Annotated in this window: 14 protein-coding genes and 1 riboswitch; of the genes, 5 read left to right on the forward strand and 9 right to left on the reverse strand. The window is 57.0% G+C overall.

Annotation, left to right across the window (positions count from 1 at the left end):
- Positions 1-2 precede the first annotated feature (2 nt).
- A riboswitch (TPP riboswitch) is annotated at positions 3-118 on the forward strand.
- Positions 119-248: 130 nt separating this feature from the next.
- The gene (gene thiC / locus J7395_RS07450; RefSeq protein WP_209221079.1) at positions 249-2,072 is read left to right on the forward strand and encodes a phosphomethylpyrimidine synthase ThiC; all 1,824 of its coding nucleotides are present in this window, start codon (positions 249-251) and stop codon (positions 2,070-2,072) included.
- A 64-nt stretch (positions 2,073-2,136) separates the two neighbouring features.
- Here thiC and J7395_RS07455 read toward each other — a convergent pair whose 3' ends face one another.
- From J7395_RS07455 to J7395_RS07480, 6 genes are all read right to left on the reverse strand, one after another.
- Positions 2,137-2,901: a PhoH family protein gene (locus J7395_RS07455; RefSeq protein WP_209221080.1), complete on the reverse strand. Its 765-nt coding sequence runs from the start codon at positions 2,899-2,901 to the stop codon at positions 2,137-2,139.
- Between the two features lie 349 nt (positions 2,902-3,250).
- A complete protein-coding gene (arsJ, locus tag J7395_RS07460; protein WP_209221081.1) occupies positions 3,251-4,483 on the reverse strand; it encodes an organoarsenical effux MFS transporter ArsJ in 1,233 nt (410 codons plus the stop codon).
- 11 nt (positions 4,484-4,494) lie between these two features.
- Complete coding sequence (locus J7395_RS07465; protein ID WP_209221082.1) at positions 4,495-5,511, reverse strand: ArsJ-associated glyceraldehyde-3-phosphate dehydrogenase; 1,017 nt, start codon at positions 5,509-5,511, stop codon at positions 4,495-4,497.
- Positions 5,508-6,584, reverse strand: a complete 1,077-nt coding sequence (gene arsB, locus J7395_RS07470; protein ID WP_247742061.1) for an ACR3 family arsenite efflux transporter — start codon at positions 6,582-6,584, stop codon at positions 5,508-5,510. Before arsB ends, J7395_RS07465 begins: the two co-directional genes overlap by 4 nt.
- A 2-nt stretch (positions 6,585-6,586) precedes the next feature.
- A complete protein-coding gene (locus J7395_RS07475; RefSeq protein ID WP_062959338.1) occupies positions 6,587-7,105 on the reverse strand; it encodes an arsenate reductase ArsC in 519 nt (172 codons plus the stop codon).
- 36 nt (positions 7,106-7,141) lie between these two features.
- Positions 7,142-7,483, reverse strand: coding sequence for a metalloregulator ArsR/SmtB family transcription factor (locus J7395_RS07480; RefSeq protein WP_062953230.1), 342 nt, complete (start codon positions 7,481-7,483; stop codon positions 7,142-7,144).
- Positions 7,484-7,605: 122 nt separating this feature from the next.
- Here J7395_RS07480 and J7395_RS07485 point away from each other — a divergent pair, with 122 nt between their 5' ends.
- The 3 genes from J7395_RS07485 to J7395_RS07495 all read left to right on the forward strand — a co-directional run bounded on the left by J7395_RS07485 (position 7,606) and on the right by J7395_RS07495 (position 10,712).
- The gene (locus tag J7395_RS07485) at positions 7,606-7,923 is read left to right on the forward strand and encodes a helix-turn-helix domain-containing protein (RefSeq protein WP_209221083.1); all 318 of its coding nucleotides are present in this window, start codon (positions 7,606-7,608) and stop codon (positions 7,921-7,923) included.
- A 48-nt stretch (positions 7,924-7,971) separates the two neighbouring features.
- On the forward strand, positions 7,972-9,006 hold the full coding sequence (locus tag J7395_RS07490; protein WP_209221084.1) for a permease: 1,035 nt from the start codon (positions 7,972-7,974) through the stop codon (positions 9,004-9,006).
- Positions 9,007-9,116: 110 nt separating this feature from the next.
- Entirely contained in the window at positions 9,117-10,712 is a 1,596-nt protein-coding gene (locus J7395_RS07495) for a peptide chain release factor 3 (RefSeq protein ID WP_062951652.1), read from the forward strand.
- A gap of 81 nt (positions 10,713-10,793) precedes the next feature.
- Here the strand turns inward: J7395_RS07495 and J7395_RS07500 are convergent, their stop codons facing one another.
- The 3 genes from J7395_RS07500 to J7395_RS07510 all read right to left on the reverse strand — a co-directional run bounded on the left by J7395_RS07500 (position 10,794) and on the right by J7395_RS07510 (position 12,974).
- Positions 10,794-11,120 (reverse strand): AzlD domain-containing protein, encoded by a 327-nt coding sequence (locus J7395_RS07500; RefSeq protein WP_062958820.1) that lies wholly within the window; start codon positions 11,118-11,120, stop codon positions 10,794-10,796.
- A complete protein-coding gene (locus J7395_RS07505; RefSeq protein ID WP_097051336.1) occupies positions 11,117-11,905 on the reverse strand; it encodes an AzlC family ABC transporter permease in 789 nt (262 codons plus the stop codon). The genes J7395_RS07500 and J7395_RS07505 overlap by 4 nt, the downstream gene beginning before the upstream one ends.
- Before the next feature lie 169 nt (positions 11,906-12,074).
- Positions 12,075-12,974, reverse strand: coding sequence for an AraC family transcriptional regulator (locus J7395_RS07510; protein WP_209221085.1), 900 nt, complete (start codon positions 12,972-12,974; stop codon positions 12,075-12,077).
- 345 nt (positions 12,975-13,319) lie between these two features.
- On the opposite strand from J7395_RS07510, the gene J7395_RS07515 reads away from it, so the two are divergent.
- Positions 13,320-15,419 (forward strand): methyl-accepting chemotaxis protein, encoded by a 2,100-nt coding sequence (locus J7395_RS07515; protein WP_209221086.1) that lies wholly within the window; start codon positions 13,320-13,322, stop codon positions 15,417-15,419.
- The last annotated feature ends 13 nt before the right edge of the window (positions 15,420-15,432 follow it).

Raw genomic sequence — 15,432 nt, forward strand, 5'->3', positions numbered from 1 at the left:
CAATTGATCACCTGGGGAGCCCCGACAAGGGGCTGAGAAACTGCTGGCTTTGCAGCGCAGTGACCCTTTGAACCTGATCCAGTTCATACTGGCGTAGGGATGGTGCGGATGTCGGCATATTTACCTGTTTTGACATATGGGGTGCGCCCTTTTTGTCATGGCGGTCTACTCATTACCGGTCGGCATTTTTCATCAGCAGCCTCTCGCAGAACTGGGTCTCCATTGCCTTGATTGCAAAGGGGCCTTTTATGTCTGTTCCATCTACCAAAACCGATATCACCAGCGATGTCACAACCGGGGCATTGCCCGCATCGCGCAAAATCCACATTGCCGGATCGCACTTTCCCGATATTCGCGTGCCGATGCGCGAAATTGCGGTGCATCCCACGGCGGGCGAACCACCGATCAAGGTTTATGACCCGTCGGGGCCTTATACCGACCCGGATGTCACGATTGATATTGCCAAGGGTTTGCCAAGACTGCGCCGAAGCTGGATCGCGGTGCGTTCCGATACCGAACGATATGCCGGGCGCGATATCAAACCCGAAGATAACGGCTTTGTCGGAAGTGAAAGTCATGCGGTTCCGGTATTTCCGCAACGTCATGCACCGTTGCGCGCGATTGGCGGGCGGGCGGTAACACAGCTGGCCTATGCCCGGGCCGGGATCATTACCGCAGAAATGGAATATGTCGCGATCCGTGAAAATCTGGGCCGGGCGGAAATGCGGGCCAATGCCAAGCGCGACGGCGAGGCATTCGGCGCGGTGATCCCCGATAATGTAACGCCCGAATTTGTGCGGGATGAAATTGCACGGGGGCGGGCGATCATCCCGGCCAATATCAACCATCCCGAAGCCGAACCGATGATCATCGGGCGGAATTTCCTGGTGAAGATCAACGCCAATATCGGCAATTCGGCGGTGACATCATCAATGGCTGAAGAGGTCGAAAAGATGGTCTGGGCGACGCGATGGGGGGCAGATACGGTCATGGATCTGTCGACCGGGCGCAATATCCACAATATCCGCGACTGGATCATCCGCAATTCGCCCGTGCCCATCGGGACGGTTCCGATCTATCAGGCGCTGGAAAAGGTCGGCGGTATTGCCGAGGACCTGACATGGGAAATATTCCGCGACACATTGATCGAGCAGGCCGAACAGGGGGTGGATTATTTCACCATCCATGCCGGATTGCGGTTACATCACATCCCGTTAACCGTGGATCGGGTGACCGGCATCGTTTCGCGCGGTGGGTCGATCATGGCGAAATGGTGCCTGCATCATCATCGGGAAAGTTTCCTGTATGAGAATTTCGCCGAGATTTGCGACATCTGCCGGGCCTATGACGTCTCCTTTTCGCTGGGCGATGGATTGCGGCCGGGATCAATTGCCGATGCCAATGATGCCGCACAGTTTGCCGAACTCGAAACGCTTGGTGAATTGACCCGTATCGCATGGGGTCACGATTGCCAGGTGATGATCGAGGGGCCGGGCCATGTACCGATGCATAAGATCCGTGAAAACATGGATAAGCAGTTGTCGATTTGCGGCGAAGCGCCGTTTTATACGCTTGGGCCGCTAACCACCGATGTTGCGCCGGGTTATGATCACATTACATCGGGGATCGGGGCGGCGATGATCGGCTGGTTCGGGACGGCGATGCTGTGTTACGTGACGCCCAAGGAACATCTGGGCCTGCCGGACCGGGATGATGTTAAGACCGGGGTGATTACCTATAAGATCGCGGCCCACGCCGCTGATCTTGCCAAGGGGCACCCGGCGGCGAAGGCACGCGATGATGCGCTTTCGCGTGCGCGGTTTGAATTCCGCTGGGAAGATCAGTTCAACCTGTCGCTGGACCCGGAAACGGCGCGGTCCTTCCACGATGAAACCCTGCCAAAAGAGGCGCACAAGGTCGCGCATTTCTGTTCGATGTGCGGACCGAAATTCTGTTCGATGCGGATATCGCATGAAATCCGGGCCGATGTGCAGAAGGAAGGTATGGCAGCGATGGCGGAGAAATACCGTGACGGCGGTGATCTTTACATGACGCTTGATCAAGGCGATTAAACCACGAAAATGGCGGGCCCGGTGACGGACCCGCCTTCTTCTTTTAGTTTGCCGTGCCGAAAGGTTAAAGGACGGTCAGCATGCTGGCGACCAGCGGATGACGGACGATGTCCTTGTCCACGAGTTTGACGCAGGCGATGTCTTCGACATTTTCAAGACGGTCCGACATTTCAGACAGACCGGACATTTCCGGCAGAAGGTCGGTCTGATCCGGGTCGCCGGTCAGGATCATGGTTGAATTCCAGCCAAGGCGGGTGACCAGCATCTTGAGCTGCCCATAGGTGCAGTTCTGCGCCTCGTCTATTACGACGAAGGCATTGTTGAGCGTGCGGCCACGCATATAGCCGATTGGTGCGATTTCAATCGTGCCGTCCGACAGATACTGCCGCAGGCGTTTGGCGCCGAGGCGGTCATTGAGCGCGTCATAAAGCGGGCGAAGGTAGGGGGCCATTTTGGCTTCGACGTCGCCGGGCAGGAAGCCGATATTTTCCCCGGCCTCGACCGCGGGACGGGCCAGAACGATGCGGCCGATTTCGCCGTTATCAAGGGCTTCGACGGCTTTGGAAACTGCGATAAAGGTTTTCCCGGTTCCAGCCGGGCCGAGTGCAAGGATGAGGTTGAAGGCGTCGATTGCTTCCATCAGGGCCGCCTGATTTTCGCTTTTGGGGCGAATGTGGCGGCGGAAGCTTTGATCGCGTTGGCCGTTCTGGGGGGCGTCACCCTGACCGTTCAGGGGATGCCAGTTTGACTTGTCACCGTCAAACAGCTCGTGAACGTTGGTATCTGCCTGCTGCGGACGGCTACGACGGCGTGCTGCGCGCTTACCCATAAGTCACCTCATCAATTGTGCCAATAAAGCAAAACGCGCCATTCCATCATGGAAAGGCGCGCATTCAATTTTCATCTTGCGATGGAAGTGGCGGGTGGGTTCTCCGCCGTTCGCAGCAGCATGTTGCATCTGCGATCCGGGGGGCGAAAAATTCCGTTTTACAACGTGCTCTCGCGTCACTCGGGAACCCCTCCTTCGGTCCAGTTCTTGACCGTACTTTGGAATCGTACCCCTACATCCTGTGTTTTGTCACTGTTTTTTATCGGATTAAATTTAAGTGAAATCGGAAACTGAGTCTTTTCAGCGATTTATCCCGCATCTGCGAGATAACTTTTTTCTAATGCAGCCGCTAAGACGTTGCTGATTGGTGTTTTGGCAGGCCAAAACTGATTATCCAGCCGATCAGAAGGAACGCCGCCGAGACCACCAGACAGCCGACCAGACCCCCATACATATAGGACAGTCCCGACAGGATGGTGCCGGTCAGTCGCCCGACGGCATTGGACATATAATAGAACCCGACATTCATCGCGACCCTGTCCCCATCGGCATAGGCAAGGATCAGATAGGAATGCAGTGACGAATTGACCGCAAAGACCAGTCCGAAGACCATCAAACCGCCCAGAACGGCGATTTCGGGCGAGATATCAAACTGCACGGCAGCCGCAATGCCCGCCGTTACGATGATCAGGGCGAAAATCCACAGACGCGCACTTTGACCATCGGGGTTGCCATTGGGGGTGCGTGTGCCTGCGCGCAGGATTTTCGGCGCAATCGTCTGGATGAAGCCATAACCGATCACCCAAAGCGCCATATAGGTGCCGACCTCGATATGGCCCCATCCAAGGTGCGTCACCAGAAAGACCGGAAGCCCGACGACAAACCAGATATCGCGCGACCCGAACAGGAACATGCGGGCGGCCGAGAGCACATTGATCTTGCGATCTCTGGAAAAGACTTCGCGGAATTTGGGTTTTGCCTTGTTGGCGGGGGCGGCCATTTCCGGACCGATGGAAAGCGCAACCGCAATCAGGATGATGGTCAGTCCGGTTGCCATGGCAAGCAACGCCCCGCCAAAGCCAAGCCACGCCAGAAGTGCGCCCCCCATGAAAAACCCGGCCCCTTTAAGCGCGTTTTTCGATCCGGTCAGAAGGGCGACCCAGCGAAACAGCGCGCCGTTTGCATTTTCGGGCACCAGAACCCTGATCGCCGACTTGCTCGACATTTTGGTGAGATCCTTGGCGACACCCGATGCGGCCTGCAGGCCCATGACATAGGCAACCGATATCCATGGCAGCCAGTTTTCATTGGTCAGGGACAGGGCGGAAAGGGCCGCGATCTGGGTGATCAGGCCGGCAAACAGGGTAAAGCGCAGGCCGCGCGCCTGTGCCAGCCAGCCGCCAACCAGATTGGTGACGATCCCGGCACATTCATAAAGGACAAACAGAAGGGCGATTTCAAAGGCCGAATATCCCAGATCATTGAAATGCAGCAGGACCAGCATGCGCAAAGCCCCGTCCGTCAGGGTGAAACCCCAATAGGCGGATGTGACAAGGGCATAGTTGCGAATGGCGGATGACATGAAAAAGAACCCTACAGGCTTTGCGCGACCTTGGCGGCGAGATCAACCATCCGGCAGACATAGCCCCATTCATTGTCATACCAGGCGAGGATTTTGACCTGCCGTTTGTCGATCACCATGGTTGATCCGGCATCAATGATCGAAGATCTGGGATCGTTCAGATAATCGCAACTGACCAGCGGGCGATCCTCGTATCCGAGAATCCCGGCAAGATAGGTTTCCGAGGCGGTGCGCAGCAGGTTATTGACCGTTTCGACATCGGTGTCGCAGGCGACCTCGAACACGCAATCGGTCAGTGATGCGTTGAGCAACGGCACGCGCACGGCAATCCCGTTCAGCTTTCCCATCAGTTCCGGATAGATCATGGTGATGGCGGTGGCCGAGCCGGTGCTGGTGGGGATCAGCGATTGCAGGCTGGACCGGGCGCGACGCAGATCCTTGTGCGGCAGGTCAACCACGGTTTGCGTGTTGGTCACATCATGAATGGTGGTGATTGACCCATGCACGATGCCGAGTTTTTCGTGGATGACCCTGACCACCGGGGCCAGGCAGTTTGTCGTGCAGCTTGCCGCGGTCAGCAGGTGATGGATCGCCGGATCATATAGATCGTCATTCACGCCATAAACAATGTTAAGCGCGCCTTCCTTGACCGGGGCGGCGACGATGACCTTTTTTACGCCCTGATCAAAATAGGGCTGAAGCGTTTCGGGGGTTTTGAATTTGCCAGTGCATTCCAGAACGATGTCGCAGCCCAGCCCGACCCAGTCGGTATCGCCCGGTGTGGCATTTTCGGAAAAGGTCAGGGTGGTTTGGCCATCAATGACGACCGCATCATCAATACAGGTCACCGGATGATCCCAGCGCCCATGCACGGAATCGAATTCCAGCAGGTGGGCAGCGGTTTTGGCCCCGCCGCTGATTTCGTTGATATGGACAAATTCAAGGTCGGGATGGCCCCAGCCCGCGCGAAGGGCAAGGCGACCCATTCGGCCAAAGCCGTTGATGCCGATACGGATTTTGCGGCTCATTTCGAGGTCTCCGGGATGCGGGTGATATCAGAGGCCGGAAACCAGTGGCGCGACCGGTTGGCAATCGCCACCAGTGAGAGCATGACAGGGACTTCGACCAGAACGCCGACAACGGTGGCAAGGGCCGCACCCGATGAAAAACCAAACAGACCAATCGCGGTGGCGACCGCTAGTTCAAAGAAATTCGATGCCCCGATCATCGCCGACGGGGCAGCAATGCGATGTTCAACGCCCAGAAACTTGTTCGCACCATAGGCAATGGCGGCAATGAAATAGGTTTGCAGAATGATCGGCACGGCCAGCATGGCAATGATCAGCGGCTGGGCGATGATCTGTTTGCCCTGAAAGGCAAACAGCAGCACGAGTGTCGCCAGAAGGGCCGTCATGGAAACCGGGGCCAGTTTGGCCTCGAACCGTTTCAGGTGATCAGCACCACCCTGTAAAATGCGGTTGCGGATTGCCTGACCAGCGATAAGCGGAATGACGATAAAGGCAATCACCGAAATCGTCAGGGTTTCCCACGGCACGGTAATCGCGGAAATGCCCAGCAGCAAAGCGACAATCGGCGCAAAGGCGAAAATCATCACCGTATCGTTAAGCGCGACCTGGCTTAGCGTGAAATTCGCATCGCCGCGTGTCAGATGCGACCAGACAAAGACCATCGCGGTGCAGGGGGCCGCTCCCAGCAGGATCAGGCCGGCGATATAGCTTTCGATCTCGGTTTCGGGCAGGAACGGGCGAAAAACGATGCCGATAAACAGCCAGCCAAGGGCCGCCATGGTAAATGGCTTGATCAGCCAGTTGACGCCGAGCGTCACACCGATGCCGCGCCATTGGCGGCCGACTTCGTGCAGGGCATGAAAATCGACCTTCATCAGCATTGGCACGATCATAAGCCAGATCAGAACCGTGACCGGCAGATTGATTTCATAGGCCGTCAGGCCGCCGATCATCTGAAAGATATCGGGGAACAGTTCGCCAAGACCGATGCCGACGATGATGCTGGCGGCAACCCAGATCGTCAGATAGCGTTCAAAAATTCCCATCGGGGCGGTGTCGGCTTCGGTCGTCATCTTCAGGCACTTTCGCTTTCTGGCAGTCCGGTTTTGCCGATATCGTCGAGTTTGCGTTGCAGCGACATCCGGTCAAGGGACGCAAAAGGCAGGCTTGTGAAAATCGAAATCCGGTTGCGCAGCATGCGATAGGCATCGGCAAAGGCGAGGCGGATTTCGGCCTCGGTTCCGGTGGCACCTGCCGGGTCGGGCACGCCCCAATGGGCTGTCATCGGCGAGCCGGGGAAAATCGGGCAGCTTTCCTTTGCCGTCTGGTCGCAGACCGTGAAGACGAAATCAAATTTGATCGCGTCCTGCCCGGAATAGACTTCCATCGGTTTGGATGAAAAGACCGACGGATCATGGCCGAGGCTTTTAAGAAGGTCGATCGTATAGGGATGCAGATGGCCACGCGGATGCGCCCCGGCGCTAAAGCCATGGAAATGGTCCGCGCCTTCGCGGTTCAGGATGGCCTCGGCCATGATGGACCGCGCCGAATTTCCCTGACACAGGAAGAGGATATTATAGGTACCGCCAGCCATAATGATGTCTCCGTCCGGTTATGCCGGTTTGGCGTTTCAGCAACAGGTCGAGGTCGATGTTTTGCCGGGAACCGTGATTCCGCACAGTTCCGGGCGGCCCTGACAGCAATCATCGGCAAGAAACCCCAGAAGATCGCGCATAACGTCGGGGACGATCCGGTAGATGATCGACCGGCCATTGCGTTGCGACGTGATCAGTCCGGCCTGGCTTAGAACCGACAGATGGGTCGACATGGTGTTGTGCGGGACCGCAAGGCTGCGCGCGAGATCACCTGCTGCCATGCCGTCCTCGCCCACGCGCACCAGAAGCCTGAATGCTGCCAGACGATGTTCCTGTGCCAGTGCGCCAAGGGCGCTGATTGCTGTATTTATTTCCATATGTCGGGAAATATCGACGTATTGTGTCGAAGTCAAATGACAAGTTTGCGACATCCGTTTCACCGACCAGGAATTCAGAAAAAAGATGACAAAACTAGTTTTATAGTTATATGGTTTTCCCCATGAGAGACACCGACAATATTGCAACGGCGTTTGCCGCCCTTGGTCATTCTGCCCGGCTGCGGATTTTCCGCCTACTGGTGCGGGCTGGTGCGACGGGCCTGAACATAGGCGAGATTGGCCGACATACCGGATTGCCGGCATCGACATTGGCACATCATCTTGGTTCGCTAGTGCAGGCCGGTCTGGTCTGGCAGGAACGCCACGGGCGCGAAACGGTCAATCATGCGGATGTCGTGGCGATTCGCGACGTGCTTGATGCGCTGGTTGCGGAATGTTGCATCGGTGTGGATGCCGAAGAAAAAGAGGACGCGGTCTAGTCGGCTCTTTTTTTAAGCCAACATAACTATTATTCTAGGGATATAGATATGACTGAAATTTCACTGGCACTGCGCCGTGTCGCCAGGTCGGGCAAATCCCTTGACCGTGTCTGGATCAGCGTTGGCGCGATCCTGCTGGCGATTGGCATTTTTGTGCCTGATCAGCTTGGGCCGAGTATCGGCTTTACCATTGATCAGCTTCTGTCGGTTGCGCCGTTCCTGATGGCCTCGGTTGTGATTGCGGCATGGGCCGGTGCGACCGGGGCGGATAGCCTGATTGCGCGCGCCTTTACCGGGCAGCCGGTTGCGATGGTGATGATGGCGTCCGCGTTTGGTGCGCTGTCGCCGTTTTGTTCCTGCGGGGTCATTCCGCTGATTGCGGCCTTGCTGTCGATGGGGGTGCCGTTGGCGCCGGTCATGGCCTTCTGGCTGGCATCACCGGTGATTGATCCGGGGATGTTTGCATTGACCGCAGGCACCATCGGGGTGGATTTTGCCATCGGCAAGACCATTGCTGCAATCGGGATCGGCCTTATGGGCGGGTTTGCAACATTGTGGTTGTCGCGAATGGGATTCCTGACCGATCCGTTACGCGATGGTGTGGGCAATGGCGGTTGCGGCGGGGCCAAAATGCGGGCGCCCAAACCGCCGGTATGGGCTTTCTGGCGGGAAAGCGACCGTGTGACGAAATTTCGCCGCGACGGGGTTAAAACCGCGGTGTTTCTTGGCAAATGGCTGGTTCTGGCCTTTTTGCTTGAAAGCCTGATGCTGATTTATGTTCCGGCTGAAACGGTGTCGGCTGCGGTCGGCGGGGAAGGCATCCTGCCGATCCTGATTGCAACATTTGTCGGGGTTCCTGCCTATTTGAACGGTTACGCCGCCCTGCCGCTGGTCGGGGGATTGATCGGGCAGGGGATGCAACCCGGTGCTGGCATGGCGTTTCTGGTGGCGGGCGGTGTGTCATCGCTGCCTGCGGCGATTGCGGTTTTTGCGCTGGTCAAGAAACCGGTTTTTGCCCTGTATCTTGCCTATGCCCTGATCGGATCGTTTGCTGCGGGGCTGGTCTTCCAGCTTGTGATATGAAACCGGACGTTCTTGTCCGTTCATGTCCGATATGACGATTTCGGGATGGCGCGCGCTGTAAAAATCAGTACAGTGCGCGCCAACCCGAAATCATGATCAATGGATGAACCATGCCGACGATCGACGAGCAGGTATCGCGCCGCCGTACCTTTGCCATCATTGCCCACCCGGATGCGGGTAAAACGACGCTGACCGAAAAGCTGCTGCTTTTCGGGGGTGCCATTCAGATGGCCGGTGCGGTGAAGGCGAAAAAGGAACAGCGTGGCGCGCGTTCGGACTTCATGAAGATCGAACAGGATCGCGGTATTTCGGTTTCGTCGGCCGTCATGACGTTCGAGTTCGAAAAAAACATCTTCAACCTGCTTGATACGCCGGGCCACGAAGACTTTTCCGAAGATACCTATCGCGTTCTGACTGCGGTTGATTCCGCCGTCATGGTGATTGACGGTGCGAAGGGGATCGAGGCCCAGACGCGCAAGCTGTTTGAGGTCTGCCGCCTGCGTGACGTGCCGATCACGACCTTTGTTAACAAGCTTGACCGTGAGGCACGTGATTCGTTCGAACTGATTGATCAGATCGAACAGGATCTTGCCCTTGATGTATCGCCGGTGACATGGCCGATCGGGTCGGGCCGTGATTTCCATGGCTGTTACGATCTGGTCAATGATCAGCTTCTGTTCATGGAAAAAGGCGGCAATGTTGCCAAGGAAGCCATTCCGATCAAGGGGCTTGATGATCCGAAGCTTGATGAGCTGATCCCGGATTACCTTCTGGAAAAACTTCGTGAAGAAGTCGAAATGGTGCGTGAAATCTGCCCGCCATTTGATTTGCAAAGCTATCGCGAGGGGCATCTGACGCCGGTTTTCTTTGGGTCGGCGGTCAATAACTTTGGCGTGCGTGAATTGCTGCGCGGAATTGGCGATATCGCGCCAACCCCGCGCCCGCAGGAAGCGGCAACGCGTCTGGTCGAGGCGGCCGAGCCAAAGGTTTCGGGCTTTGTGTTCAAGGTGCAGGCCAATATCGACCCCAACCATCGCGACCGCATCGCCTTCATCCGCCTGTGTTCCGGCCATTTCAAACGTGGCATGAAATTGAAGCATGTGCGCGCAGGCAAACAGATGGCGGTGCATAACCCGATGCTGTTCTTTGCCAATGAACGCGACATTGCCGAAGAAGCATGGCCGGGCGATATCATCGGCATTCCGAACCACGGCACATTGCGCATCGGTGATACCCTGACCGAGGGCGAAGACCTTCGTTTCCGGGGTGTTCCGGCCTTTGCCCCGGAATTGCTGCAGAAGGTACGCCTTGATGATCCGCTGAAGGGTAAACATCTTCAGCGCGCGCTGGAGCAGCTTGCCGAAGAAGGCGCATCACAGGTGTTCAAGCCGATGATGGGCGCAGACTGGATCGTTGGTGTGGTCGGGCAGCTTCAGTTCGAGGTTCTGAAAGAACGCATTTCTGCCGAATACGGCATCAAGGTGCATTTCGAACCGACCCCGGCCTATGCCGCGCGCTGGGTGATTGGCAGCGATCCGCTGGAAATCAAGAAATTCCGCGATGCCAACCAGTCAGCCCTGTTCGAGGATCACGACGAAACGCTGGTCTTTATCGCGCGCAATGCCTGGCATCTTGAAACCACGCAACGCGATTGGCCGAACCTGAAATTCGAAGCAACGCGTGAACAGAATATGATTGCGGCTTAAAGCCACCCGCAATCAGGATTTAAAAAGGCCGCCCTGAAAATTCCGGGCGGCCTTTTTGTTTGTGTGTCGAGATGGGCACGCTCAGCCGAGGAAATAACGCCCCGCCGCGACAAGAAGCATACCGGCGACCATCGCGGCAAACAGGTTGCGCACGAAGATCATGGTGATGACGGTGGCGGCGGCACCGGCGATGCCGATTGCTCCCGCCGACAGGGCACTTGGCACCCAGACGGAAATCAGAACTGCGCCCGGCAGGCGTTCAAGCACATGCGCCCAGCGGCCCTGTTGCGGCAGGCGGTCGGCCATCAGAAGGCCGCCAAGGCGCATGCCATAAGTGACAATCGCCATGCCAAGAATGGTCAGGACCGAGGCGGTGCTGAAAGTGGTCAGATCGGGGAAGCTCATCATTTGCCGGCCTCCGTCGAATAGGTGCCTTCGGGGGCGCCAAAGGTATCTGCTGCTATTTCAGGTTCGGGTGCGGTGTCGTCCATGTCTTCGCGCCATGTCAGGGCGGCAACCACAACCCCGGCCCCGGCACCGGCAAGGATCGACCATGTGCCGGGCAAGGTGTAATGCCCGATCAGAGATCCGATGGCAGCCGCCAGCCACGGCAGAAGATCAACCCGGCCCTTCCACATGCCGACCGTGAGTGCGGCAAAGACGGCGGTAAAGGCGAAATCAAGCGCGTAGACATTCGGGTCGGGTATGCCGCCGCCCAGCAGATATCCGATGGTGTTGCCCGTCGCCCAGACAATGCCAAGGAAAATCCCGCCACCCAGCAGGAAGCCCGGATTGGCAAGGTTTTCCTGTGTCATGGTGACGGCCCAGTTTTCATCGGCAACCATATGCATGCCGCAGATTTTGACCCAGAGCGGACGGCCACGAAACACCGGGCGCAGGGATGCGCCGATCAGGACATAGCGCAGATTGATCACCGCCGTTGCGACAATGATGGTGGCAGCAGGGATGGTTTCGCGCCACAGATCGACGGAAACAAACTGTGCCGATCCGGCAAAGACCGTGAGGCTCATGAACAGAAGTTCACCCAGCGACAGGCCGCGCTGGGTGGCAAGCACGCCCAGCACTGCACCAAAGATCATGGTGCTGGGCAACAGGGGCAGACAGGCGATGGCACCGCGTCTTATGGTGTCGGCATCAAAATGCCGGGTCGGGGCGGATTGGGGGCGAGACATCTTGTGCGTTTCCGTTTCAGTCTTTTCATTTTGATCGCTGGTGGCGACGGGCGGCGACTGGTGGTGGGCGAGGAGCCTGCCCGTAATTTAAGACAGTTCCAAACAGGAATATTGGACGATATTGCTATTTCGCAATCGTGGCTAGGTCGGTTCCCGGGTGAAGCAGGGCCTAGCGGGATTTTTTGGCCGCCGGGGCAAGGCCTGCGATGAAGGCGCCGGGGCTGACACCCCACATGGTTTTGAAATGCCGGTTCAGGTGACTTTGATCGGCATAGCCGGTGGCCGCCGCGACATCGGCAATGCCAAAGCCGTCAAACAGCATGCGTTTTGCGCGGCGCAGACGCATATGATTGAAATAGGTATGCGGTGGCAATCCGGTGGCGTGACGGAAAACGCGTAGCAGGTGAAAGCGGCTTAGCCCGGTCAGGCTTGCCAGTTCATCAAGCGATATATTGGCATCAAGGTGGTCGGCCATATAGTCGATGACAGCGCGCACACGTTTGTCTTCGGAGCCCGGTTGATAGGAAAAGGGCGGTGCATCGGCATGGCGGAGCGCAAGCCGCGCGGCACTGTATAAAAGCTGGCTGTCGCGTTCGAGCTGGCCGGTCGTCTGGTGAAGATCGGGGCGGAACATGCGGTGCAGGGATTGCAGTTGCAGATGCAGTTCCGGGTCATCGACCACATGATTGCCAAAAAACGGCAGGCCGGTGCTGTTGGGGGACAGTTCAGCCACCAGATCGCCAAAGATTTCGGGCGCGATGAACATGATCTGATACTGGTAGCCGTCATCACAGGCCGGGCCGCCGTCATGGACCTGCATCGGGTTCATCATCAGCAACTGACCTCGCCGGGCGACATAGTTGGTGCCGCCGGTCATGAATTGTTCGGCCCCGTTCAGGATGGTGCCGAACGCATAATAATCATGGCTGTGTTTGGGAAAGGAAAAGCGTTTGTAGTCGGCTTCGAACAAATCAATACCGTCCGCCGCGCGCCAGTGGCGGGCGATTTCCCGATGGCGGTCGGATACCGGTGCGCGGCGCGCAGGATTATGTCGAACTGCATTGGCCATGGGGCAAGTATAATCACTCGGTTGCGGTTCGGCTTGCATATTCTTGCTGTTTAATAGGGTGGTTTTTCGGGGCCGCGTGCCTTACGTGCGAATCGATAAACAGGTCACGGATTCTGCCGTTTTTGGCCTCTGACATACGCATAGGGCCAGCTTGTGCAATGGTATAAGGCGGGTTCGGTTTGCTTATTTTGCAACGCAGCAAATGTTCGAATGAACATTCGAACGTCCTCATCTGTGCGAATTCGAATAGACAAATGGGGATTTCATCTAACTGTTACAAAAACGACGCGAAAGCCGGGTTATTGATCGCGGAAATGTCCCACATTCCGGATCATTGGAGATCCCATGTTTCTCGACCGTATTCGCATTGGCTATCGCATTTTTGCGGGCTTTCTTGTGCTTGTCGTCATGCTGCTAGGGTTAAGCGCCCTGTCATCCTGGTATCTGCTGGGCTTTGGCGGGCATGCCGATCGTATTGCAAAAAGCACCCAGCTTGTCGGGCTTGCAAACGAATATGCATTGAAGCTTGAACGTCTGTCGAACCAGGTTCTTCTGTTTGCGCAGACGGTTGACCCGATGGATCGCGAGGGTATTTCGACCATCCGCGAAAGTGCCGAAGCCAGTGGTGCGGCTCTGATCAATCAGCTTCGTGCCGAGGGTGACAGCGAAAAGGCAGACGCGCTTGAGAGCCTTAATGCGGAATATATCGCAACGCTTGAGCCGCTTGTCCTGCGGGCGGAAAACCTGACGGCGGCGTCCGACACCATGCTTCTTGGAGCCCATCAGCTTGGCAAATCGGCGGGCGAACTGGTTGATTTCATCACCAAACGCGATCCGGCACTTGCCGAAAAATATGCCGACAAGCTTGGTTCGGCGAACCTCAGTGCCATCGTCAACAGCCTGCAATATGCGATCCTGCGCACCCCGGAATCGCTTGATGCGGCACGCACGGAAACCTCGACCCTGACCGACCTTCAGGAAGAAATCAAAAATTCGGTCGATGGGTTGAAACGCGCGGACAAGAAGCTGTTTTCCTATGCGGTGCGCGACAATGACCTGTTGAAGCAGGGAGCGAACCAGCTTGAGGGATCAATCGGTGGCTTCCGCCAATCAATGGATGATTTCAAGTCGGCCGTCCGCGAAGTGCAGGCGATCACCCAGAATATCCGCGAGGAAGCCGTGGCGGGCCAGAACATGCTGGTCGAGGCAGCACATGGTGAATCCGAAAACAAGGCGATCACCAATATGGTGGTGGCCGGGATAGGTGCGCTGATCGCGTTTGGTCTGGCGATTACGATTGCGCTTAGCATCCTGCGTCCGTTGCGCCGGGTGAATGGCGATATGACACGGTTAAGCGAAAACAACACCGATATCGATCTGGTCGATTTCAATCGCGGCGATGAATTTGGCGCGATGTCGCGAACCGTGGCGATCTTCCGCGAAAATGCGCTTAAGATCGAACAGATGGCCGAGGAACGCATTGCCCTTCAGCGCGAGGAAGAAGAAAAACGCCGCGCATCCCTGGGGGCGATGGCCGAAACCATTGAAGGCGAAACCGCAGGTCTTGTGCAATCGGTTACCCATCAGGTGACCCGGATGCGCGAAGCGGTGGGCGAGGTTGCCGCCGCCGCCGAACGTGTGACCGGCCAGACCGAAATGGCGACCAATGCGGCCGAACAAAGCCAGTCGCACGCCCATTCGATCAGCGAGGCGGCAACGCGGCTTTCCGATGCCATCGGGTCGATTGCTAACCGTGTTGACCGGCAGCGCGCCATTGCCCAGAACGCGGTGGGATCGACCCAGCAATCCGCCGAGGCGGTCGATGACCTTCGCGAAGTGGCGACCAGTATCGAGCAGATTGTCGATCTGATCCGTGGGATTGCAGGGCAGACCAACCTTCTGGCGCTTAACGCGACCATCGAGGCGGCACGCGCAGGCGAAGCGGGCAAAGGCTTTGCCGTGGTCGCAGCCGAGGTCAAGAACCTTGCAGGTCAAACCGCGCAGGCAACCGAGCAGATCACAGCCCATGTGAGTGCGATGGGCAATGTGACGGATCGTTGTGTTCGGTCGATGGAAGATGTCGGTGTGACCGTGCGCGACATGATGTCGATTTCCGAAGAAGTGGCAGGTGATGTTGAACATCAGCGCCGCGAGACCGAGGAAATCAGCCTTGCGATTGCATCGGCCAGTGATGCGGCGCTTCATGTCAGCAATGCCATCCACGAGGTATCGCGCGATATCGAGGTGACGCGGAAACTGAGCATTGATCTGACACGTCGGGCGGACGAGGTTGATCGTAATGTGACCGAGCTTTCCGGGTCGCTTGACCGGGCGGTGGAATCCGCCGCGAGTGATGAAAGTCGTGCTGATGGGGATGATGGTGAGATGGACGAGGCGTCAAATCTTGTTGATTTCCCGGCGCAATATATTCGCGGGGCTGCCTGATCCGGCTTTTTCG

It is taken from the genome of Thalassospira sp. A3_1 (assembly GCF_017744215.1).
In the GTDB taxonomy this organism is placed as follows: Bacteria; Pseudomonadota; Alphaproteobacteria; order Rhodospirillales; family Thalassospiraceae; genus Thalassospira; species Thalassospira lucentensis_A.